Genomic DNA, 24496 nt, shown 5'->3' on the forward strand with positions numbered 1-24496 from the left:
TTAATATTATTGAGCAGGATTTGCAATTTTTTTCTCTTACAATAAAAATCCTATGGATCAATTTTCTAGTGGAAAATTAAAAAATAAAATATCATAATGGGATAACTTTGTATACTTGAAAAACAAGTATGAAATCTTCGGTTTTGTTGAGAAGGATATCTTACTTGACTATACATATATTTTTATTCTATGATTTGAATACCTAGTATTCTTATTATAGTAGCTATTGATTTTAGTGTTCTTTTTTTAAAATTATTAAATATATTAACTAGGTATTTACTGTTAATAGAAAGGAGAAATCACTTATGGAAAATAAAAAAAAGCTTCTTATTATTAGAATTATTCTATCAGTATTATTAATTATGACACTTGTTTCAAAAAGGGCACATTTAATCTCAGATAATGTATATTCAATAATAATAATTCTTATAGCAGTTGTTATAATATTTGGACCAAGCAAATTTATTAAAGAAAAATAGTATCCGTCGATGAGAAATCACCGTAAGGAGTACGGTTTTCTATAGAAATTAAATCAATACATAAAGAAACAGGCTTATTGCCTGTTATTTTTTTATAAAAAATTATTCCAGAATAATGAGAGGAGAAAAACAAAAATGGGAAAAGTAATTGCAATTGCAAATCAAAAAGGCGGTGTAGGTAAAACCACAACCGCTGTAAACATTTGTAACAGCAATAGACAATAACATTGATTCAGCATTGAGTATATACAAATATGCAGATGCAAACCTACATGGAGAAGCACAGTTTGATACCATGAGAGGGTTTCTCAGTCATGCATTAACCACCTTACCGGATGCAGATGCAGAAAAATTTATTAAGTCAAGTTCAAAAGCCTTAAATGATACAGTAATATTCAAAGAATTAATACGAGCCGGAAAATATGGACTACTCAATTCAGGTCTTATGAAATGCCGAAACATAGATGAACATGCACCGGCACTTTTCTATTATGCAGCACAGCATAAGGATGCTGATGCAATGCATACACTTATTAGCCGAGGAGCTGATGTTAATTCAAACAATGGTGAAGCCCTCTATACATGCTATGAAACCAACAAGCTTGAGGCAGCAAAAGTCCTAATAAACTATGGGGCAGATATCAATTACCTTACAAACTATATCAGTCAAATAAAAGATGTAAGACCAAATATTCATTTCTTACAAGAGCTATGTAAACACAGTGGAATAACTGAAAATGAACTAGACAATAAATTGCAGTCAGTACAGGAGACACCAGAAGATGAAGTCGTTGGTGAATATGGTGTGTATGATGGATTTGATAGTAGTTGGGAGTGATACGATAGATGAAACGATTTACAGATGATCAAATTTATCAAGCGAATCACGTCAGCATATACGAATTAGCAAAGCAGCTTGGATATAATCCGGAAAAACGTGGTTCAAACTATCATATCAAGAATCATGGAGGCCTGTATATCGACGATACCAAAAACTCATTCTATTGCTGGGCTGCTGAACGTGGAGGTGGCCCAATACAGTTCTTAATGTTTATTGAAAATATGAGTTGGGTAGATTCTATGAAATACCTTGTAGGTGACGGAGAAATCCAACAAACTCAAAAAGCGAGCTTGAAACAGCATAAACCTGTAGAAAAAAAGCAGGTAGAATTCAAACTTCCGGATAAAGCCAGTCCGTACAAGAGATTGTTTGCATACCTTATAAAAACCCGCGGGCTGGATAAGGATATAGTAACCGATCTTGTTTACAAGAAAAAAATATATGAAAGCCTACCTCATCACAATATTGTATTTGTAGGTTATGATGAAAATGGTGAAGCAAGGCAGGCCTTTCAGCGTGGAACAGTAACCGGCTTATCATTCAAAGGAATTGTTCCGGGAAGTAATATGAACTATTGCTTTGAAATGGAAGGTAAAGGAGACAGCCTCACAGTATACGAAGCTGCAATAGATGCAATAAGTCATGCAAGTATATATAAAAGTCTTGGTATGGAATGGAAAAAGGAACACAGGATAGCACTAGGCTGTCTATCTGATAATGCATTGGCTTGTTACTTAAAGCGACATCCGGAAATAAAAAATATAACCTTTGCATTGGATAATGATGATGAGGCAAAGTTCTCTAACGGAAAACCTGCACCAAACTGGGGACAAGAAGCAGCTAATAAGTATGCAGAGAAATATGCAAAACTAGGTTACAACACAACTATAGAAAAACCTCTTGCGAAGGATTGGAATGAGGATCTGCTGAATATACGACTTGTACAGCAGGACTTAGCGAACAGACATGAAGAAGACCGTTTGCAGCTTCTTATGGGAAGCAATGAAGAACTTGAGGCAGCTTTATAAACAAGATGGAAGGCTGTTGGATAATGAGATTTCCGGCAGCCTTCTTAAAATATTGAGGTGAACATGAAAATTACTCAAAAATATTTCTTTTTTCAGTATCCTTTTTCAGAGTTTTGCTCTGAAAAAACAGGGGGCATGGGGGAGAATCCCCCGATTTCCGTACAGAAAACCGCACCTTTTTGGGGCGGGTATGTACGGCAGGAATAGTCGGGTGACACACCCGACGGTATACAGCTTGCCAACAGAGTTGGCAACGGGTGACGATGTAATATATGGGTGGCAAAGGGGTGGCAGAAAAGGTGTAATGTTGATGTAGTAAGGGTTTTAGAGGTTGGAGTAATATGTGGTTTAGAATAGGAATATATAAAGTTTGAAATTAACAAAAAAATTAAATAAATAAATAAGAGAAGGTAACTGTGTTGCTGTGGCATAATGCTACGACTTTTGTTTTGTCAGGAGGTGCAAAGTGACTAAAAAGAAAACTAACCCGGAGGAACTCAAAAGGTCAATTAGGTTTAAAGCCAAAAGTATTGAAGATATGAAAAAGCTTGCAGCTGTCAGAGGTATATCCGTTTCAGATATAGTCAGAGAGTTTGTTGAAAAGGGTCTAACAGTTGACGGCTATAAAAGGGACATTGATTTTATTACAGAAATCATTCACAAAGAGCTGAAGGAAGTACTGGAACCGCAAATAAACAGAATAGTAAAAATGCTTATGAAAATAGGAAAAGCATCAGCTGGAACTATGTATTCAAATTTGAGACTTATTCAGCTGATAAGTGACGAGGATCAGGAAGCTTTCTATGAGATGATTAACAGAAGTTTACGGCTTGGAGTTGAGTATATGAAGAAGAAGGATGTAGAGATAGACCAATATTTGAGCCAGGCTGATGAAGTGGGTAAGGATAGTAGGAGGGTGAAGTAAGGCCATTATTTTTAAGGGAACAGGAGAGTGAGACTGTGGAAACAGAAAACAAAAAAAATTCACTGGGAGTTGGGTATGTGACAACTGTAGGAGAATATATGAAAAAAATCCGATGGGTGCAAGGTGATAGTAGTTGATCCAGAGGTTGAATATACTGCGCTGATGAAAGAAGGAGTGACTGAACATCAGTGTAAGAGAATTAATCCGCTTGAGATATAGTAAACTTACAATTACAATAAATTTACATATATGCAAGTATATTGTATAATTATTTGTGGTTCTATTGACATTGAGGGGGGTGTTGCATGCGAAAAGTTGTATTTATAGGTGGGATTCATGGTGTTGGTAAAAGTTATTTATGTGAATTATTGAAAGAAAAGACGCATCTAAATATATATTCGGCAAGTGAATTAATAAGAATATTCCAAAAGGATCAAACAGATATTAATAAACGAGTCCCCAATATTAATAAAAACCAAGATGTTTTAATTACCGCAATAGAAGAAAATGTACCTGAGAATATATGTTTAGTATTAGATGGACATTTCTGTTTGCTAGATAGTAATCAAAACATAAAAAGGATTCCGTATAGTACATTCGAACAGTTAAATATAATCGCTATTATTACCTTGGTTGGTGAGCCTAATATCATTAAAAATCGCCTTAATTTAAGAGATAATTCTCAATACACTGAAAATTTCATTAGTGATTTTCAAGATTCTGAACTTAATTATTCAAAAGATGTAGCCAAAAAGCTTCACGTAAATCATTTAACGTATGATATTCAAAAAGATAATATTGATACTATTTTGGATTACCTTAACAATAATTTAGGAAAGGATAAGTTTGATGAGCGACAATTTGCAACTCTTAAAATTTAATGAGATAGATTTAAATGATAGGTTTTTTGATTCACTTAAGGCGGATTACGAGGAATTTGAAGATTGGTTTATACGTAAAGGAAATAGCAAGGCATATATCAAGTATGATGATGAAAATAATATCGAAGGATTTCTATACTTTAAGATGGAGCATGATACCGTTGATGATATAACACCATCAATAGAAGCTAAAAATGTACTTAAAATTGGAACATTTAAAATAAATCCTCATGGAACACGACTGGGCGAGAGATTCATAAAAAAATCATTAGATTATGCAATCATTAATAATGCAAGTTTTTGCTACGTAACTGTATTTGGGAAACAAACTACACTAATTAAACTATTCCAAAATTATGGCTTTTTAGAGTATGGCGTAAAGGAAACGCCAAATGGAAAAGAAATTGTCCTCTTGAAAAATTTAAGTAAAATCACAGGTGATGTAAATATTGATTATCCGCTTATAAAACCAGAAAAACGAGATAAATATGTATTAAGTATCTATCCTCAATATCATTCCATAATGTTCCCGGATTCAATTTTACGAACAGAAAAAATGGACATTCTTACTGATGTTTCATATACCAACTCAATACATAAAATTTATGTTTGCAGTATGAGAGATGTGAATAAATTAAAGTATGGAGACATACTAATTATTTATAGGACATCCCCGGAACCTGGGCAAGCAGAATATAAATCGGTTGTTACATCAATTTGCGTTGTTGAAGAAGTCAGAGAACAGAATGAATTTAAAGATTTTAATCATTTTTATAAGTATGCAAGTAAATATAGTGTTTTTGACAAAAGAGATTTAAAGTACTGGTACAACAAAGGTGGTTGTACGGTTATAAAAATGACATATAATATCGCCTTGACTAAAAAAATTAATAGGCATAAAATGATAGAAGAACTAATGTTCGACAGAGATATATATTGGGGATTTTTTAAGATAACTGATGAGCAATTCCAAAATATTTTAATAGGCGGCGAGGTAAATGAAGGTTTTATTATCGATTAAACCAGATTTTGTACAGGAAATGGCAAGAGGTAGAAAACGATTTGAATATAGGAGAAGGATTTTTAAACAGGATGTTGATAGTGTTGTAATTTATGCTTGTAGGCCAGTAGGAAAAATAGTCGGTGAATTTAAGGTTGAGGATATAATTTCTAAGTCACCTGATGATTTATGGGAAGTAACTGAAAAATATGCAGGTATATCAAAGGAGTTTTTTAACAGCTACTTTAAAGGCCGGGATGAAGCCTATGCTATAAAAATAAAAGACTTCCATATGTATGATAAACCAATTAATCCATATGAGATATTTGATAATTTCGTTGCACCTCAATCTTACAGGTATTTTGATAAAAGACAGGAAGCTCTTTTGGATACGTAAAAATTTATACGAATCAATATAAGAAACGCGTAATCTCTAGTGATTGCGTGTTTTTTTATTATGAAAAGATTTATGAAAAGAAAGCTAAACAAGAATTATAACTAAAAAATTATAATTTAAGACCAGCTAATTAAAGTCAAGAGTTTTTAAGAAAAAGCTTTATGAATTTTTGAAAACTCCTGACATAGAAAAAATGCATAACAACAAGACCACCTTTGCGAAGTAGACATAAAATAGCTGGTCTAAAATGAAATACTGATCCTTGAAAACTAAACATCAAGTGCAGGTACTGCTAAGCTGCTATATGCTTTGCTGCTAATATCTGAGCATGTTCCTGAGGACTGCGTAACTGGTACGGTTTTCTGTCCCTTAGAACAGCAAAGATGTAAATGATGATCTTACGCATAACTGCTCCCAAAGCTACCTTCTTAGGTTTACTCTGGCATTTTTGCTTGTAGAATTCAAGTAATACAGGGTTGCAAGCCTCTTTATTCCGCTTAGTTCGGATATTGGCAAGAGCAGTTGTAAAAAGAACCCTGCGAAGTAGCCTGGAACCTCTCTTGGACATTTTATTCCGTGTGCCGGTAAATTCTCCGGATTGCATCACAGAGGGGTCAATGCCAAAGTAAGCAACCAGTTTTCCCGGCTTAGAGAAAGCGGAAAAATCGCCGATTTCTGCTAGAATGGTGGCAGCAGTAAGAAGGCCAATACCTGGCAGGCTCTGAAAAAGTTCAAGAGTTAATGCTAGCATGGGCATATCCTTTGCCATATCTTCAGCGATCAATAGATGAATGGTTTTTAGGACCTTCGCCAAGTTATCTTCCAGAGTTCTGATCATGGATATGTAGACACCCAGCATAGCAATGTTCGAGGAATTATGAACAGTCAAAGGCGCAAACTCTCTGGCTTTGGAGACCAAAAGATTATACTTTGCAGTTGACCACTTAAGGCTTCTGCGAGAATTCTTCTGGATCAGTGCAATCAACTTGTTCCTGTTCGCTTTAAGAATATGCGCAGGCGTAGGATATTTCTCCAATACTGCAAGAGCAGCCTTTGAAAAGATGTTGGGGAATACATCCTTGAAGTTTAACATGAGTTGGTCAACAATACCCGTAAGCCTGTTTTTGTAGGCAGTAAGTTCGTCAGAGAGCTTGTAGTACTGTCGGCAAAGACTTCGCAGGCATTCAATATCCTCATCGGGGATATTAGTAGTTTTAAGCTCCTGAAATCTGTATAGCAGGGCAATTTTCCGGGCATCAGCTTTATCATTTTTCACTTTTCTGATTCCAATATTTTTGATAGAATCAGTCTGGATGGGGTTTATGATGGAGACCTCCAATCCAGCTTTACAAAGTGAATGGAAAAGGATTTTGTGATAGTGCCCGGTGGATTCCATGACGACGAAAGGCCTAGAATCAAAGTCCTTTTCCGTTTTTTTCAGTAATTCAACGACTCTTTCAACGTCAGAACTGGAATCATGGTGGATCTTCATGCGGGCAATCACTTCATTGGATGGAGAAAGAATTGCCATCTCACTGAAGAATTTACCTACATCGATTCCTGCAATAGGTCTGAAATTCATCAAAATGCCTCCTTAAAAAATTAATGGACTTAAAAGCCTCCATTCCTTCTCATGTAAGCAAACAACCTTGCATGTGACACGAGGAACCAGCTAAAAAGCTGGCCTCAACCAGCCAAATCATGTAGACTTACCGGAATGGAAAAATACTCTTTCATACGGGTAATCGGCCCGCCAAGGTCCGTCCCAGGAGGTGAAACACACACCTTCCAAGTCCGGAAGATATTATACATGATTGTCAAAGTTCAGGCCAACAAACGCTGGCATAATGGCTAAGATGTGAAGCCGGATGATGTGCTTGATGTTTGGAAAAGAATAAAATTTGAAGTGTTATGTTAACTATGACTTTTAATGGGTCGAACAGTGGCTTTGGTCACTGATTTAATACAAAATAATTGTACAAGGAAGTGAATTAAAAATGAAGAGAATAGATAAATGGAGCGGTTATTATTTAAAAAAATATAGGCTTTTGACTAAAATATTGGACGGGAATAGTGATTGGTCAAATAAGTGTACAGAGGCAAAGAATCTTGAGGCAAGAGAAGCTTTAGTAAAGTTCTACAATGAGTACAAAAAGTGTAGACCGGATAGAAAATATTGTGCCAGCACTGACTTTGGATATTTCTCATATTTGACGTATATTGATCCTGTAAGGCAAGCATTAGTTGACAGACTATATCAACGAGCTTGTAATGAAACATATTCATTATTACACTATGACTACTTTTTACAAAAAAGAATTATGAATAGCCTTCTGTCAGTGCTTGAAGAAAACTTGGATATAAAAAGTAGAATAGAAATGAAAGGGACTAACTGTAAAAAAGAATCAATTGATATAAAAAGCCTACTTAATTACATATCTGATGATTCGGAACAGGGGTATTACGTGGGGAATGGAAATGCAAACGGTGAACTTGTGACAATAGATATTGTTGATTATAAGAATAGAAATAGGGAGCATCCGGTTGATATTTTTATTGGAAAAGTAGGAAAAGGAAAGGGATATAAAATTCCTAAGATGAAAAATGAATTAAATATTATGTCGAATTCTTTCTATTGATAAATTATTATAATATGGCACCATAATATTACATAAATTAAATTATTATACATAAAAGGGAGATTAAACTATGAAAAAAACAAAAGCAACTTTTAAAATTTTTACTATGGTACTTGCTTTGTGCATATGTTTTTCAGGTATTCCAACTACATTTGCAGTAAACTCTGAATCGGATTATTTATCCATCACTGTTTTTTCTAATGATTCACAATTAGGTGATACGTTCAAGGCATTATCCGAATCTTCGTTAAATATTGTAAAAGGTCAGACTATGGATTTCAATAGCGATATGATTATTACACAAGAAAATTTTAGCGATATAAAGAATAACAAGAGTAAAATACAAAAACTACTGGGAAAGGGTAAACTTTTTGCATTATATAATTATGATGGTACCGGTTTGAGAATAGATAATGAAATTGAGTATCCGATTACTGTTGAATCTGAAAAAGATGAAAATTTAAAAACCGTTGCTAGAATATTTTATATTGGAGAAGACAATAAGTTTAATATTCAAGACATATCAGTCGCAAAAAATTATTCTAAAGAAGATAGTATAAAAGAAGTAAAAAGAGTAATAAAGGAAATAGTAAAACCGCGTTTGAAGAAAGACAAGAATAAAATAATTAAAGATATTAATCCTACTATAACAGCCATGGCTGCTTCAAGTTGGAAATCAATAGGAACTTATGGTAATAGCAAGGCAGGTTCCCCTTATGGATACATGCAGATTTCTTATGAGGTACAAACTCTACAAGATACAAATAGTAGAGACTACTACAGTATTCACTCTTATATAACATGTACTCCAGGTGAGGCATTAACTACACAAGGATATGATTCTAAGTGGGTAAGTGAAAAAATGGTTACTCAAATGTATTTATCTACTCCACAAACTGACAGCATGATTTACAAATATGGTCCATATAATGCTATTGATACAAGTACATATACCGTTAGTGTAGGTATCGATAGTGCACCAGGTTTTAGCTGGACAAAAAATAATACAGATGTAGATATTACTGCAAACGTTCCAGACAAATGGACACCAAATTGGACGGCGGAATTTGATAGCCTAGGTGATGCAAGACACAGTACTTTCACATTTGAACCAGGAATCACCGCTTACGTACCACAAAGTACAACTTCTGCTTTATTTGCATTAAGGAATATCTATACTGTCGATTCATGGACAACATCGCCAGTTACTGCGGTTGATTTTACATGTAAATTAACATGTTTACCAGATAGAATAAGTGGGATAAGCTGGTAATACTTTTAATATGTGAAAAGGGGCTTAATATCCAAATTGTCGGATATTAAACCCCTTTTCTATTATGGGCTTTAGCCTGTTGAGCATGAGGCGAGTTTCTCGGAAGAGAAATGAGCCATGCGAAATAATTAACCACCTGCTACGGGTGGTCATGACTGAACCTTTCACTTATTTTTTAACTTTATTTTTAAGCACTTCTCCTATTGCAGTTATTATAGTAAGTAGTCCAAATAATACTACTATTAAATAACCTAAAAAATAGAGAATTGCAGAAAAATCTTCGAAAAAGTTTGTGTTTATAATACTATAACTTGTAGCATTTTCAAATAACGATACACACATGAACCCAATTCCAATTAAAAAGATTAAGAAAAAGCTTAAATTTTTTTTTATAGAAATCACATCCTTATTATAAGTTATTTTAAGTTTCATATAATTATAACATATTATCCAGTTTATGGAATGTTTTTTAGTTAAAAAATTATTTTCAATGAAATATAGAAAAATCTGGTATATAATAATTATACAATACTAAATAAAAAGAGATTAAGGAGTATTATTTATGATAAATTTCCCTGATAGCCTGTATTATAAAATTAAAGATAAAAAGTGTATTTTATTTTTAGGTTCGGGTGCCACAGTACAATCAGGTGGATGCTTTGGAGAAGACCTTTCACGTTATATTTATGGTCAAATAAATACTGAAATAAAATTTTCGAAAGATTTAGCTAAATATACACAACTTTTAGTAGGTAGTGGTTATAGAGAAGAAATTGAGAAAATAATTAGAAAAAGGTTTAGTAAGCAGAAACCAAGTGAAAGTTTTAGAAAAATTTCATCGTTACCATGGAAAGCAATTTACACAACTAATTATGATGATTTAATTGAGAAATCATATGAAAAACAAGATTACTATCAGTATGTTAACGAAGATATAGAAAATCCAGGTTATATGTACAACGATAATGATATACCGTTATATAAGCTTAACGGTGATATTAGAAAAGCATTTGATGAGAAACATCCATTAATTATAACGATGACAGATTTAAAGAAAAGCAAAATTGCCAATGAAAGGATTGTTTCCAGATTAACTGATGACTTAAATGATACTTTTGTTTTCATAGGATACAGTTTTCAGGATAAAATTATTACAGATATATTAGATTGCTTTATGGCTACGCCAAGATGGGAATCGATTAAAGAGAAGTACATTGTTTCACCAGAATTGTCTGAAGACGATGAGCTACAATTAAGTATATATAATATAAAGCACATTAAAGCATCATCAGATGACTTTTTTGATTATTTAGATAATAGATCACAATCTGATTATCAGATTAAATTGCAACGGATAAAAGCAATGGTTACAAAAAATTCTCCTTTATCAGGATTAAAACCAAGAACTATTAACAATATTTTAGAATGTTTTGAATATTATAACCCTGAAAGTTTGTACCCTTCTGATGGTAAATATTTTTATAGAGGTGGTAATGCAGACTGGGGAATAATAATTAAAGAGTATGATATAAGCAGGAAATTAAAAGTAGTTGATTTAAAAACCAAAACATGTACAGACTATACTTCGTACGATGTTCATAGGATATTTTCTGATATTCATAATACTGGAATAAAGAAGGTATTATTATGTGGCCCTGCAGTTTCAGGAAAAACTACGACATTATATAGAATTGCATATAATTTAATAAAAGAAAATATTTTGTGTTTAGTATTTAAACAACAAGCCAACTATAAGAGGGGAATATTAAAAGATGTAAATCAACAAATTCATAGTGGATTTGTAGTTTTTATTGACAATTTAACTATAAATATAGGTGAAATCCATAAAATGATAGAAGAAGCTACTGAAAATAATATTCCTATTACTTTTTGTATGGCAACTAGATTTTCTGAATGGCAAAATTCGGTGAATGAGTTTAATAAGGCAAAGTTAGAACCAGTTAATTACCAAGTGGAGATGGAAGACTTTATTGAAGAGATTGAGTGTGAGAAGTTATTATCCAAATTGAGTGAAATAAATTTGGTAACTATAAGTAATAAGGCTGAAAAAAGTGCAATGATAAAGAAATTTAGTACAAGTAAGAACCTAATTAAGATTTTATTAGAAATCATTGATAGAAGTAATATTTCAAAGTCTATTTGTTCAGAATATGAGGATCTGTCTCCAGAGGCAAAAATGGCATACGGACTTGTATCTCAGACATACCAATACGATTTAATGATAAAATGGGAAGTATTAAGGCGTGCAATAGAAAAAAAATTTATTTTTGAATGGGATGACTTTATTAAGAAAATATTTAAAGGCGATGCGAGAGGAAATTTATTTGAAGAATTTCTCCAAGGTAATCATTTTATTAGAGGTAGACACCGTTACATATCGAAATTTATTATTGATATCCATTATAAGGGGAGTTTTAAAAATGAAAAGGAAGATATTTTATCTCTAATAAGTGCTGTTACAGAAAATCCTTATGAGGAACGATTTATTGGTTCAGTATTAAATGCAATAATATCAGATGATGAAAGAAATTTAACAAATAATGATTGCTATGAAATTTTAGATGCTGCTATAGATAAATTCTACAATAGTAAGAATATAGCTTTCATCATTCACCTGAAGGGTGAGCTTTTTCTTAAAGAAAGATTATATAAGGATGCACTAAAGTGTTTTGATACAAATGTGCAAAATAAGGAAAACCTTCCACATTCACTTCATTCATTAGGTAAAACATATTTTTATTTGGCACAAGATAAAGAATTAAACAGTGGTGAATTTAGAAATAGTATTAACACTGCATTAGAAAAGCTATTTGAGGGATTGGAACTATTTCGGTATAATGAATTTTATTATTCAATGATAATATCTATATTCAAGTATCTAAAACAACATGACAAGTTTAGTGACTTGGATAGGAAACGAGAAATGAAATTTGAAGAAAGAGCGAAAATAGGTATTGGGATAGATAAATATAAAGAGTTATTAGATGCAAAGTAAATTGCAATTGTAAATTTCAAATTATGAAGATGTATGGCTGAGATGCATACATCTTTTTTCTACCCAAAATCCATTTAAGAAGGTGATTACTTTTGTCAGCAGTTTTCTATAAACAGTGGTTTAAGCCAGTAAATGAAACTCGCACACCAAATAAAAATGCTGAGCATATCCGGTATATTGGTACTCGTCCCGGAGCAATAAAAAATGAGGGAGAAAAGCATGGACTTTTCGGTAACTTGTATGATTCCGATACTCTCGAAGTCAAACATAAGATAAAGGATGTAATGAATATAGTCAAGAAAAAGTCCGAAGAAGGAAAAAACATTTTCAGATCAGTAATTTCATTTTCTCCTGAAAATGCAGCAATAAAGGTAGGAGAACCGATAACAAAAGAGGCATGGCAAGAGCTTATAAAACAACAAATCAGGATAATTGCAGAGGGAAACAACATAAAGATGTCAGATTTCAAATGGGTTGCTGCAGCTCATAACACACCCAGCCATCCCCATGTACATATTGTTTTCTGGGATGAACGTCAGGAGATACGAAAAAACTGGGTCAATCCCAAAGTACCGGACAAAATCAGAGGTAAACTGGTCAAGAACATATTTGAGGATGAGCTGAAAGAATATTATGAGAAAAGAGATGAGAAAAAGTATTTACTTAGGGATATTACAAATGAGATGACAGGTGAGTTTGAAGCCTATCTGGATAAAATGAGCAAGAGAGAATATTCAACACTTACAGATGCAGAATTCTTTTCTGATAAACCGGATAGTCAATTCTGCAAATACCTGGCTCAAAGGCTATTTGAAATAAGAAAAGAGATACCAAAAGGTTCATTAAAGTTTGAGTATCTCAAACCTGATGTAAAGGACAAGCTTATTTCTTTAGTCAGAGAGATGGTTGACATAGATGAAAACCTACAGGAAGCCATATCAGAGTATGTTGAATCAAAGCTGGACATTGCCGGAATGTATTCATTAAAGGAATTGGAACTGGATGCAAAAGCTGATGAATATGAAAAGGAGGCTGAGAAGATTATCGCAAACAAGCTTTTGGGGCTTACAAGGAAATTTATTAAAAAGGAGTGGGATATAAAAAATGAAGAGTTTGAAGCCGGTATTAGAGAACGGGCGACAGGACAGTTGTTAACAGAAATTTTTTCAACTCTGGCAAGGCTTACAAAGAATAATAGGAAGAATCGCATATCCCGTAAGCATGTTATGGGTGGCGACCTTTCCAAGCAGGCCAGAAAGGAAAAAGCAAAGGAAATGGAATCAACCGGTTGGGATATTGAAAAATAAATAGTGCAAGGAGGGACATATTCATGCACAACAGACATTTGAAAGTACAGTACGCCACTGTATTTTTTGTATTTATAGTACTTTCAGTATTCTGTGTATTTGCCTCAATGGCATTTCATAAAATACTAATAGAAGCTGACAGAGCACCAAGATTCTACCCTATAAAAAATGAATTGAAAGTATAAATGAGGTTTAATGTATTCTTTTAGGACTTTGCACAGTGGGAAAGCAAGTACGATGAAAAGGGTGCCAAAACAATAAAAGGAACTTGTCAGTAATTGCATTACCTACAGACACCCTCATCTTTGGTAAGTGTAAATTTTGCCAGGAAGGCCGTTACTTATAACCAACCGTTACATCCAAGTAAAACCCCGAAAAATGTATTTTCCCGATCTTTCAAAATTTAACTTCAACACTATGCTTGGTTTTGGCAATAAGAAACAATGAAAGATTACAGAGGGAGATATAAATATATTTACAAAAATGGAAATAAATGTTAGTATAAAAGAGACATGTCTTCTATTGCTCTATAGAGTCAAATAAAGTAATAATCTGATATGAATTATATTTCTAGTGTATATGGATTATTGGAGTAACACTACTTAACCAAAAAAATTTACGGAGGTCTAAAAATGAAAGGATTAAAAAAAGTTTTAATTGCAAGCTGAATAATTGCATCTCTATGTGTTCAGTCATTTTCCGTTTTTGCCCAGTCTGAAACAAATATAAGTTCTAACGAAAATTTTAAAACCATATTGAGTCAAGCAAAAAACGGAGGATATATCAATTTAGATTTCATAGATAAAGTTGATTCAAAGTCTCACAAAAAAACCCAGGTGTTTGAAAACGGGGAGTTATATACAAAGACGGAATTTACTAACAAGCAGGAAATGAAAGATTTAATGGAGTTATATAATGAAAAGGCGCCTGATGGTTATAAAATAGAAAAGGTAGAACTTGTTAGGGCAGATAATACTATAGCCCCCCAAAACACTACAAACACTGTTGGAACTAATGCTGTAGTTTGGGACTATTATATTAAGTCAACAACTGATTATGGCAGCGGGTGGTACAACAGTACAGATGACCTTTTGGACGATTCAACCTGGAATGGACCAGACACGGCGGTAGTACAAATATCAGAGAAAGTTTCAGCTACATATAGTGGTGAATTTGGTGTTTCTGTTTCAGATATTTCAGCCAAGGTTGGTTTTAGTGTTACGGGAGAAGTGACATTAACTAAGTCAAGTACCACACCTGTACCAGCCGGAAAGAAACTTAATGTAAAAACCTATGCAACATTCCATAAGGTATCCTACGATGTATGGGCAGACAATATTTTAGCAGATGATACCTATTATGCTACAGGTTACGCGTATGACCCCAATGGAGTATATTTTGCGAAATTCTGGTATACTCTTTAATACTAAATACTTTTACAATAAATAATAAAATTTATTATCAATGGCTGTCTTGTTTATTAATGAGACAGCCATTCTATATATATTAGAATTTAAGCATTTAACAATAATAAAGGAGTGACAAACTACTACCATGAACTGGGGAACTATACAGTTTGCATTTATTTTTAAATCAATGTGATAGCTTTAATAGTCATGTATGTTAACAAATTTACCAAATTATTATATGATAAAATCAAATATTTTTAAATAATCTATTTTAACCAATAAAAACCTTATCTTCATACGTCTATATATTTGAAAGGAGAATTTGATGTGGATTATGATAAACAACTAATAGAGATATCACTAGGCAATATTCAAGAATTCGAAAGTTTGTATAATAAATATAAGAAGGACGTATTTGCAATTGCGTATTCCATATTAAGGGATACTGAACTGTCTAAGGACATATTACAGGAGGTATTTATTAAGCTTTTTTTACATTTAAAAAGAAACAGCATAAAAAATGTAAAAGCATGGCTTATAAGTGTATCAAGAAATGCGGCATTAGACATTTATAGGAAAAGACTTAATGAAGTAACTAACTTTGATAATAAAGTATTTGATAATATAGAATTTTTATCCGAAGATCCACTCGAAAGGGTCACAATGTTAAAATACTTAGAGGTCTTAGATTATAGTGAAAGACAGATTGTAGTACTCAAGGCCATTTCGGGGTTAAAGCATAGAGAAATATCAAAAATAGTTGAAATGCCATTAGGGACAGTATTGTGGAAATATAGATCGGCATTAGAAAAGCTTAGAAAGAATATAGATTTAAGCCAAGAATAAAAATTTTTAAAATTAATACTATAGAAATTTAAGCAACAGTGATTTAAGGAGGAGTTTATTATGAAAAGAAAGGAAATACTTAATCATTTGGCGTCAGGAATTCAAAAGCAGATCCCGGAAGTATTTGACGAGATCAAGAACGAGATACGGGATTTGGAAGATAACAGTTACCGGGAGGATAGTTTAAGAAGCAATATTTGTAATTCTGATAAAAAGAGGAATCGTCTCAAGAAATTATCTATTGCAACAGCTGCATGTTTAACACTACTATTAACATTTACGTTTACTCCTGCGCGGGCATATATTGAAAATAGTATAAGCAAAATATTTGGTAATGCATACCATGACAAAGGAGTCAGTGGTGCTATAGATAAAGGGATTGGGCAAGTCATAAATCAGAGCCATACTGATAATGGAGTCACGGTAAATATTAATGGAATAATTAATGATGCAAATCGTTCCGTACTACTTTTATCACTCAATAGTCAAAAAACGAATCTTAAGGACGCTACTATTGATAGTATTCAAATTATGGACAGAAAAGGTAAGAGTATTTCAACAGGTGGTATAATGAGATATTCCTACGATAATAAAAAAAATGAAAGAAAGATTGTTTATTCTATAGAACCCCTAAGTAGCTACTTAGATAAGAACATTATATTAAAAATTAATAAGATAAACACCAATAATAATAAGGAAAGCTTATCGGAATTTAATACTGGGATACAGTTAAACGATAAGAGTGTTAATAATTTAGAAAAAGACTTTGATAAGATAATACCATATATTGAATCTTTCGTAATTAGAAGGTACCAAGTAACGGAAGGAGAAGCATCTATAGAAATTGAATACAAAATAAAGGAAGAATATAAAGATAGTATGGTATTTTTCAAACTTGTTTACGAGAAAGGTCAGGAGTTGGAAACAATAAATGAACAAATAATACCTTTCACAATTAATTCCAATAATGATCAATCATCTAAAAAAGTAAGTGCTGGGTATCAATCATATAAACTTATTGGAAGGTATCATGTTGAGAATAATACTCTTGCCACAGAAGGAATAAATGTTATTGCAAATTGTGTTAATACTAATAACACAAGTATAAATGGCAATTGGAGTTTTGATTTTAATTTGGAGAAGGCGAATTTAGATGGGAATTATACTAAAAAATTAGAGATAAATAAAAACTTCAGTTACAATGGTAAAACTTATAAAATAGAACGTGTAGTCTTTTCTGCAAGTGAAACGAGAGTATATATTAAATCAGATAATGGCTCTCCTGCAGTTGATATTATGAAGATATCTCTAAAAACTGACGACGCGATTATATCATGCAATCATTATTTTAAAGGTGAAGATGGCATACAAGTATATTGTTTTGAACCAAGTGTTGGCTATGAGAACACATTTCAAATAGCTGAGGATGTAAAAGTTCTTTTATGTGAATAGTTGGAGCTTATCAATATATGAGTAAATAAGGGAGGTTGGATTTATAGTCCACCTCCCGATTTTTATGTATTTTTTTCAAATAAAGATAAAACGACTTTTGTCAATAAATTCTTTTCATTGGTGGATTTCCGCAAGTTTATTCTTTTTTGATAAACCGGATAGTCAATTCTGCAAATACCTGGCTCAAAGGCTATTTGAAATAAGAAAAGAGATACCAAAAGGTTCATTAAAGTTTGAGTATCTCAAGCCTGATGTAAAGGACAAGCTTATTTCTTTAGTTAGAGAGCTGGTTGACATAGATGAAAACCTACAGGAAGCCATATCAGAGTATGTTGAATCAAAGCTGGACATTGCCGGAATGTATTCATTAAAGGAATTGGAACTGGATGCAAAAGCTGATGAATATGAAAAGGAGGCTGAGAAGATTATCGCAAACAAGCTTTTGGGGCTTACAAGGAAATTTATTAAAAAGGAGTGGGATATAAAAAATGAAGAGTTTGAAGCCGGTATTAGAGAACGGGCGACAGGACAGTTGTTAACAGAAATTTTTTCAACTCTGGCAAGGCTTACAAAGAATAATAGGAAGAATCGCATATCCCGTAAGCATGTTATGGGTGGCGACCTTTCCAAGCAGGCCAGAAAGGAAAAAGCAAAGGAAATGGAATCAACCGGTTGGGATATTGAAAAATAAATAGTGCAAGGAGGGACATATTCATGCACAACAGACATTTGAAAGTACAGTACGCCACTGTATTTTTTGTATTTATAATACTGTCAGTATTCTGTGTATTTGCCTCAATGGCGTTTCATATGATATTAATAGGAGCTGACAGCGCACCAACATATTACCCTATAAAAGAATGTATCGAAAGCATAAAAACAGTCAAAAAACACCGACTGCTTTTTTTATGCTTTGAGGGACTATCCTTCTGTCTAGCAGCAGCACTTATGGTAAGTTACAGCAGAAACTATATTAGCAAGCTACAGTGTATAACACCCAAGATATATACACCGGTAGCCGCAGGGCAGAACCAGTTCGGATCAGCCAGATGGATGACTGAAAAGGAAAAAACAAAAGCCTTTGATACAGCAGTTTTAAATCATAAAGATGAATTCTATATAGCTTTGTTAGAAGCTGGGAAAAAGGATAGGGCCATAATAAAAAAGCATGTTATTGACAAGGAAGATAAGCAGGAGCAAAAGAAGTTACATTTTCAATATATTAAATGGTTTGTGGAAAAGGTACTGCCAGAAGAAAAAAGGCATATACTCCGAGAAAAACTCAGACTATATTATGATGAAATCCTTAGAAAGTACTTTCCGAGTATATGGGAAAGTATGCAGCATACAAAGAAGGTTAAGCCTACACTAAAAGAAAGATTCAGGAGATATGTAGATGACAACCTGAAAAAATACTTCCCAAGTATATGGCAAATAAAAGAGCAGCGGAACATTGACAAGCTTGCCGATTTATTTGAATGTGAATTTGATGTTTCAAAAAAAGATTCAAAGGCTGATATAGAACCAAAAAGTATTGAAACCATTGCCCAGACCGATACTCAATGCTTCAGTTCTGGTGGAATGGTTATTGGAATGAAAAAGCTTCGTGGAGGAAAGGAACTCTTTTATTACATTGGCGATGATACACATTTACTAGGTATAGGAGCAACCCGTTCAGGTAAAAGTCGAACACTGGTAATACAAAGTATATGTTTTTTAGCTCTAGCGGGAGAAAGTATGATTGTATCGGATTTAAAGGGAGAATTGAACCAGTATACAGGAACCTTCTTAAAAAGACTTGGGTACAACGTTATAATCCTGGACTTCAAGAATCCCTTAAAAAGCGATAGGTACAATCTTCTACAGCCAATAATAGATGCAATAGATGAAGATAACATACCCAAGGCAACAGAATGTGTATGGGATTTAGTCGGTATCCTGGTTGGAGATGCGAAAGGCGAAAAAATATGGAACAACGGTGAAGCCTCAACAATAGCCTGTGCCATAATGTCGGTTGTATATGACAACAGAGAAGGGGAACGTAGAAAGTACCAGACATTGACCAATGTATATTACTTCATAGCTGAAATGTGCAAGCCAATTGGAAAGAATATTCCCATAGTGGAATACGTCAAAGAATTGCCGGACAATCATCCTGCCAAGCCGTTGGTAGCCATATCTGAAATAGCTCCTGAGAGAACAAGAGGAAGTTTTTATACTGCAGCACTTACTACACTGAAGCTCTTTACATCAAGTTACATAAATGCAATGACCATGGCAAGTGACTACAACCCAAAAGACCTCGGCAGAAAAAAGACAGCACTGTTTATGGTACTTCCAGATGAGCGAACAACATATTACAGCATTGCATCATTACTTGTTCTTCAGCATTACATACAGTTGGTAAATGAAAGTGATGGCAGGGGAGGACGTCTTAAAAAAAGAGTAAACTTTATACTTGATGAATTTGGAAACTTTGCTGCTATACCTTCCTTTGACACACTACTTACAGTTGGCGGAGGCAGAGGAATGAGATTCAACTTATTCCTTCAGGACTTTGCTCAGTTGGAAAGCAAGTACGATGAAAAGGTTGCTAAAACAATAAAAGGAAATTGTCAGGTATGGGATTACTTGCAGACAAACTCTCCCGAAACTCTGAAAGAAATATCAGAAAAGCTTGGAAACTACACTGTATCAACCTATTCACTATCCAGTCAAAGCAGTAAATACCAAACACCTTCATCATCCGCAAGTGTAAACCTGACAGGCAGAGCATTACTAATGACAAACGAAATAGCTCAAATTGACAGACCATATAGCCTAGTTACATCCAAGGAAAACCCGGCAATAATGTATTCCCCGGATTTGTCAAAATGGAACTTCAACACAATGCTTGGCCTTGGTAATAAGAAACACAATGAAAAGGTAAGAGATTACAGAGAAAAACAAAGAATTGAGAGAATGACCAAACAGGAAGCAGAAAAAATAGAGCTTTGGAGCGAGTGTTGGAAGTATTGGCAGAAACAATGCGAGGGGATGCAGCAACCACAGCAACAGCCAAATCTTTTAAGGAGAACAATTTCAAGGAGGGAGGATGATTTTTATTAGTAAAAATTAAATGCGATGATAAAGTAAAACCTAGAAAGTTGACAAGTCATAACGAAAAATATATAATATGTAAATAAAAGGTAATATATACAAATTATGGTAAGAAAGGGAGTGCGAATACGGAGGTGCAACATCCTTCACAGCTTTGTATATAATATCCTTACTAAAAAATAATTTAATAAGGAGTTGTATGTATTTATGAAAAAAGGATTAGTTTTTCTTATTTTAATTGTAACTATTTTAGCTACGTTTAGTACTTCGGTTTTTGCGTATACTCCAGCAATAAGAACAAGTGATGGACAAACTTTAGAAGCAGAGCCAAATGATTATGATGAAGATGCAACAATACTTTGGAGAACATCTACTGGTCCTTATCTATGTCTTGGTACAATAAGATATATTGAAGATACTGATAATTATGTATTTCAAAGTCCTACAACGCAAACAAGAACTTTAAAACTTCAAAATAATTCATCCTTAAGAGTCACTGATGCATATACTTACTTATCAATCTATGATATAACTGCTAATAATGTTGTATCTGAACAACATGTTGAATATACTGGTGGGGGTGAAGCAGCACTAGTTCCATTCCAAGCTATTGCGGGCCACGATTATATAATAACTGTTGCACTTGAAGGACCTGTTAATGCTATACAAGCTAGGTTAGATTATCTTGCAACGATAAATGGTGGTAAAGGCTATACATATGTTGTTTTCGTAAATTAATTTAACATATGAGGACAATTATAATAAAGGTACCCACTTACTATTGTTAATTAAAAAATTAAGAAAAGAGAATTACTTTAAATAAAGCACTACAAATAGGGGTATGGGCAGATTTTTGCAAAAATCGTACGCTAAGCTTCCATACCCCTTAAATTCTGATCAAATTTGTACGCTAAGGAATATTCAAATTGCTTGGTTCATTTAGTGACCGTAAGTTGGTCAATGATGTAATGTTTTTCATGTTAAAGGTGTATTCGCCCAAGAAATTTATATGCTCCCAGTCCAAAGGAGATATATAATTAAGCAGCTCTTCCTTCAGGGCATTTTTCTCCTTCAGATATTCTATAGCTTTTTCAAGATACACTGTATTCCATACGCTTATAGCATTGATGATTATGTTCAGGGCACTTGCCCTTTGCAGTTGGTCTTTCAGTGCCTTTTCATGCAGTTCACCACGTTTGCCAAAGAATATAGCTCTAGCCAATGCATTTGTGGCTTCACCTTTGTTAAGTCCTTTCTGAATTCTTCGGCGTAAAGCTTCGTTGGATATGTAATCGAGGATGAATATTGTCTTTTCTATTTTGCCCATTTCTTTCAGGGCAGCAGCCAGTTTATTTTGTCTTGCATATGAACCAATCTTACTCATTATGAGAGAACCTGACACTTTACCTTCCCGGATGGAATGGGCAAGTCTCAGTACATCATCAAAGTTTTCCTGAATAAGTTTTTTATTTATCTTGGATTTCAAAAGCTTTTCTATTTTAGGAAATTCCGAAGGCTGATTAAACGTAAATAAATCCAAATCTGATAAATCCCTGAGCCTTGGGGCAAACCTGAATCCAAGCAAATGACATAATCCAAATATCTGGTCGCTATACCCGGCAGTATCGGTGTAATGCTCCTGTATTTCCAGATCTGTTTCATGGTGCAGTAGCCCATCTACGAAATGAATGGCATCCCTTGTGTTTGTATTAACAACCTGAGCATAAAAAGATGAAAACTGGTCACTAACCCATCTGTAAATAGTTGCTCCTTTGCCTGAGCCATAGTGCGGATTATGAACAGAATTCAAGGCATTTACACCGATAGGTACACGCATACCGTCACTTGATGAAGTTTTTCCTTCTCCCCAATAGGTCGGCAATAACAATGAGTGATGGAAGTTTATAAGGGTGGCCTGAGCCTTATTAAAGGCATCATCATACATTCGCCATTCAACAGTATTGGCCATTTGATAATATGTGATACCAGGTGTGGCTTCTGCCATTTTTACAAGACCGACATTTGTGCCCATTGCCATAAGTGTAGCCATGACAATAGGTTTTTCTTCTTCCTTGGGTTTTTTGCCAGTGGACGTATGTACAAACTGTTCATCAAAATTAGTCCAGTTCGCTACTTCAAGCAATAAATCCGTAAGCTTTATTTTTGGTAGCATACTGTAAAGGAGCTGACTGAAAGCTTTTGCTTCATCAGGAGTATCCTTTTCAAGCCTTTTTACATGAATCTCACCATTTTCAATAGTTATACCATCCAAGCCTTCAATGCTTTTGGATACATATTGCAGCCTTTCATTCAGTGATTGCATTCTTTCCTGAATGTATTCATCAAATGAAGTACTAACATCTAACCTTGTCCCTGCATCACGAGCCGACTCCCATTCGTTTCTTGAAAACAGGTAATCTTCGAAGTGCTTATACTGACGGCTGCCAACAACAGATATGTCACCGGAACGTATGCAGTTCCTCAATTCTGTAAGTGCAGCCAATTCATAATACTGTCTGTTAATTGAACCGTCCGGCTGAAATACATGTTTTGTCCATCTGTTTGGAATAAAGGATATTGGTGCATCCGATGGAATAGTTCTCTTTTTTGCTTTGTTCATATCTTTTATGATATTTAATCCATCAACCAGTGGTTTGGTTGATTTACTGGACTTAAATTCTAAGCTACTCAAAAGTGTTGGGGTATATTTTCTGAGATAATTAAATCTGGTAGTCAATAAATCAAGATAGTCATAATCCATAGGCCGAGCCAGCTTATCGGCTTCCTCAGCAGATGAAATGAGCTTGTCCCACGGCATGACAGCAACCTCAATAGTCTGAAATAGGTCTAGACCTTCATTCCTTGCTTTTACAAGTGCTTTAACTAAGCTTGCATAATACACCACTTTTTCATTTAAGGCCTTGCCATTCTGAACCTGCATTTCCTGCTGAATTTTTCTGCCATTGGATAGCAAACTGTTCATTTGCCTATCATGTATCTCTATTGCTTGGTCTACTAAATCTTGACTTAAATCAAGTAAGAATATGGCAAGTATAGCATACCTTTTTGATGCATCAAACTTTTTAAAAGCGTATGGTTCATATCTTGCCCCAAGCCTTGATAATTGTCTGAGCCTGTTTTGATGTATACCTGATGTATGGATAGAAAGATTCAGACAACGGACATATTCGAGCCTTTCTATTACTTTGATAAAGGTTTCAGGGGAGTGGTTGCCGGGTATTTCCTTGAGCCATGCCAAACGAGTAATACCATTTTCAACCTTTGTATTAAGCATTCCATCTAATCGTCTTTTTTGTTCATCATCAAGACAGTCATTTACAATTTTATATATCTTAGCTTCTGCTTTATTTCTTACATCCCAAACGATTCTTTCAACAGTAGTTATTGCCGGAATTATGATCTTCTTATTTCTCAGTTCATCAAGTGCCGTTCTAATGAGATACATTGAATTGCCATTTTCCATGGCATAGGGGATAAGGCTCTAAGCTATACCACGATAATCTATTACAGAAAAGCTTTTATAGCCATATTCCTGACGGATTTCTTCAAGATGCTCACGTTTGGTTGGATCTCTTTGAGCATATAAAAAGAAATCATCAGGACTTGCATCAATCTGTCTAGCAATATATTCAAGAACATTGTATGGGATACTGTCAATTTCGGTTAAAGGCCATCCCGGATAGCGAAGTACACTTAACTGTACTGCAAAGCCAAGCCTATTGTGGCTTCTCCTGTGACGGTTTATGATTCCAATGTCATGCTGAGAAAACGAATAGTATGCTGCCATTTCTCTTGCATTCAGATCAGCCGGTATTTGTTTTAGTTCCTGACGTTGTTCCTCTGTTAATAATTCTCTACTTTTTAAGTACCCCATAAATTATTC

At 34.0% G+C, this 24496-nt stretch carries 19 protein-coding genes and 2 pseudogenes; 19 read left to right on the plus strand and 2 right to left on the minus strand.

From position 1 onward, the window contains the following. Positions 1-305: 305 nt before the first annotated feature. From K412_RS22560 to K412_RS0115000, 8 genes and pseudogenes are all read left to right on the plus strand, one after another. A complete protein-coding gene (locus K412_RS22560; RefSeq protein WP_173585624.1) occupies positions 306-479 on the plus strand; it encodes a hypothetical protein in 174 nt (57 codons plus the stop codon). A 135-nt stretch (positions 480-614) separates the two neighbouring features. Further along, positions 615-683 (plus strand): annotated as a pseudogene (locus K412_RS21930) (ParA family protein); the annotation flags it as partial. 34 nt (positions 684-717) lie between these two features. Then, entirely contained in the window at positions 718-1317 is a 600-nt protein-coding gene (locus K412_RS0114965) for an ankyrin repeat domain-containing protein (protein ID WP_242835634.1), read from the plus strand. Between the two features lie 8 nt (positions 1318-1325). Then, positions 1326-2348: a DUF3991 domain-containing protein gene (locus tag K412_RS0114970; RefSeq protein ID WP_024833857.1), complete on the plus strand. Its 1023-nt coding sequence runs from the start codon at positions 1326-1328 to the stop codon at positions 2346-2348. 466 nt (positions 2349-2814) lie between these two features. Continuing rightward, a complete protein-coding gene (locus K412_RS0114980; protein WP_024833858.1) occupies positions 2815-3273 on the plus strand; it encodes a DUF6364 family protein in 459 nt (152 codons plus the stop codon). A 305-nt stretch (positions 3274-3578) separates the two neighbouring features. Continuing rightward, the gene (locus tag K412_RS0114990) at positions 3579-4154 is read left to right on the plus strand and encodes an ATP-binding protein (RefSeq protein WP_024833859.1); all 576 of its coding nucleotides are present in this window, start codon (positions 3579-3581) and stop codon (positions 4152-4154) included. Beyond that, the gene (locus tag K412_RS0114995; protein WP_024833860.1) at positions 4123-5175 is read left to right on the plus strand and encodes an acetyltransferase; all 1053 of its coding nucleotides are present in this window, start codon (positions 4123-4125) and stop codon (positions 5173-5175) included. Before K412_RS0114990 ends, K412_RS0114995 begins: the two co-directional genes overlap by 32 nt. Then, a complete protein-coding gene (locus K412_RS0115000) occupies positions 5153-5551 on the plus strand; it encodes an ASCH domain-containing protein (protein ID WP_024833861.1) in 399 nt (132 codons plus the stop codon). Before K412_RS0114995 ends, K412_RS0115000 begins: the two co-directional genes overlap by 23 nt. A gap of 292 nt (positions 5552-5843) precedes the next feature. Here K412_RS0115000 and K412_RS0115005 read toward each other — a convergent pair whose 3' ends face one another. Then, entirely contained in the window at positions 5844-7133 is a 1290-nt protein-coding gene (locus K412_RS0115005; RefSeq protein ID WP_024832178.1) for an IS110 family RNA-guided transposase, read from the minus strand. Positions 7134-7548: 415 nt separating this feature from the next. On the opposite strand from K412_RS0115005, the gene K412_RS22565 reads away from it, so the two are divergent. The 11 genes from K412_RS22565 (at position 7549) to K412_RS0115065 (ending at position 21330) form a co-directional block, all read left to right on the plus strand. Further along, the gene (locus tag K412_RS22565; RefSeq protein ID WP_024833862.1) at positions 7549-8190 is read left to right on the plus strand and encodes a hypothetical protein; all 642 of its coding nucleotides are present in this window, start codon (positions 7549-7551) and stop codon (positions 8188-8190) included. Positions 8191-8260: 70 nt separating this feature from the next. Further along, on the plus strand, positions 8261-9463 hold the full coding sequence (locus K412_RS0115015) for a hypothetical protein (protein WP_024833863.1): 1203 nt from the start codon (positions 8261-8263) through the stop codon (positions 9461-9463). A gap of 562 nt (positions 9464-10025) precedes the next feature. Beyond that, entirely contained in the window at positions 10026-12479 is a 2454-nt protein-coding gene (locus K412_RS0115025) for an SIR2 family NAD-dependent protein deacylase (protein WP_024833865.1), read from the plus strand. Positions 12480-12571: 92 nt separating this feature from the next. Further along, entirely contained in the window at positions 12572-13786 is a 1215-nt protein-coding gene (gene mobP3 / locus K412_RS0115030; protein ID WP_024833866.1) for a MobP3 family relaxase, read from the plus strand. Positions 13787-13809: 23 nt separating this feature from the next. Beyond that, positions 13810-13971, plus strand: a complete 162-nt coding sequence (locus K412_RS22350) for a hypothetical protein (RefSeq protein WP_157833834.1) — start codon at positions 13810-13812, stop codon at positions 13969-13971. Positions 13972-14541: 570 nt separating this feature from the next. Continuing rightward, entirely contained in the window at positions 14542-15210 is a 669-nt protein-coding gene (locus K412_RS0115040; protein ID WP_024833867.1) for a hypothetical protein, read from the plus strand. A 312-nt stretch (positions 15211-15522) separates the two neighbouring features. After that, the gene (locus K412_RS0115045; protein WP_024833868.1) at positions 15523-16041 is read left to right on the plus strand and encodes an RNA polymerase sigma factor; all 519 of its coding nucleotides are present in this window, start codon (positions 15523-15525) and stop codon (positions 16039-16041) included. Positions 16042-16101: 60 nt separating this feature from the next. Further along, positions 16102-17493 (plus strand): DUF4179 domain-containing protein, encoded by a 1392-nt coding sequence (locus K412_RS0115050; RefSeq protein WP_024833869.1) that lies wholly within the window; start codon positions 16102-16104, stop codon positions 17491-17493. Between the two features lie 97 nt (positions 17494-17590). After that, the gene (locus K412_RS0115055) at positions 17591-18184 is read left to right on the plus strand and encodes a hypothetical protein (RefSeq protein ID WP_242835636.1); all 594 of its coding nucleotides are present in this window, start codon (positions 17591-17593) and stop codon (positions 18182-18184) included. A 23-nt stretch (positions 18185-18207) separates the two neighbouring features. Next, a complete protein-coding gene (locus K412_RS0115060) occupies positions 18208-20601 on the plus strand; it encodes a VirD4-like conjugal transfer protein, CD1115 family (protein WP_024833871.1) in 2394 nt (797 codons plus the stop codon). Between the two features lie 198 nt (positions 20602-20799). Beyond that, positions 20800-21330: a hypothetical protein gene (locus K412_RS0115065; RefSeq protein ID WP_024833872.1), complete on the plus strand. Its 531-nt coding sequence runs from the start codon at positions 20800-20802 to the stop codon at positions 21328-21330. A gap of 172 nt (positions 21331-21502) precedes the next feature. Here the strand turns inward: K412_RS0115065 and K412_RS20925 are convergent. Further along, positions 21503-24487 (minus strand): annotated as a pseudogene (locus K412_RS20925) (Tn3 family transposase). Between the last annotated feature and the right edge of the window lie 9 nt (positions 24488-24496).

Origin of the sequence: Ruminiclostridium josui JCM 17888 (assembly GCF_000526495.1) — a bacterium.
Classification (GTDB): Bacteria; Bacillota; Clostridia; order Acetivibrionales; family DSM-1351; genus Ruminiclostridium; species Ruminiclostridium josui.

Coding starts and splice junctions, on each gene's coding strand:
- K412_RS22560 (WP_173585624.1), top strand. CDS start 306: ATGGAAAATAAAAAAAAGCTTCTTATTATTAGAATTATTCTATCAGTA.
- K412_RS0114970 (WP_024833857.1), top strand. CDS start 1,326: ATGAAACGATTTACAGATGATCAAATTTATCAAGCGAATCACGTCAGC.
- K412_RS0114990 (WP_024833859.1), top strand. CDS start 3,579: ATGCGAAAAGTTGTATTTATAGGTGGGATTCATGGTGTTGGTAAAAGT.
- K412_RS0114995 (WP_024833860.1), top strand. CDS start 4,123: ATGAGCGACAATTTGCAACTCTTAAAATTTAATGAGATAGATTTAAAT.
- K412_RS0115000 (WP_024833861.1), top strand. CDS start 5,153: ATGAAGGTTTTATTATCGATTAAACCAGATTTTGTACAGGAAATGGCA.
- K412_RS0115005 (WP_024832178.1), bottom strand. CDS start 7,133: ATGAATTTCAGACCTATTGCAGGAATCGATGTAGGTAAATTCTTCAGT.
- K412_RS22565 (WP_024833862.1), top strand. CDS start 7,549: ATGAAGAGAATAGATAAATGGAGCGGTTATTATTTAAAAAAATATAGG.
- K412_RS0115015 (WP_024833863.1), top strand. CDS start 8,261: ATGAAAAAAACAAAAGCAACTTTTAAAATTTTTACTATGGTACTTGCT.
- K412_RS0115025 (WP_024833865.1), top strand. CDS start 10,026: ATGATAAATTTCCCTGATAGCCTGTATTATAAAATTAAAGATAAAAAG.
- K412_RS22350 (WP_157833834.1), top strand. CDS start 13,810: ATGCACAACAGACATTTGAAAGTACAGTACGCCACTGTATTTTTTGTA.
- K412_RS0115050 (WP_024833869.1), top strand. CDS start 16,102: ATGAAAAGAAAGGAAATACTTAATCATTTGGCGTCAGGAATTCAAAAG.
- K412_RS0115060 (WP_024833871.1), top strand. CDS start 18,208: ATGCACAACAGACATTTGAAAGTACAGTACGCCACTGTATTTTTTGTA.
- K412_RS0115065 (WP_024833872.1), top strand. CDS start 20,800: ATGAAAAAAGGATTAGTTTTTCTTATTTTAATTGTAACTATTTTAGCT.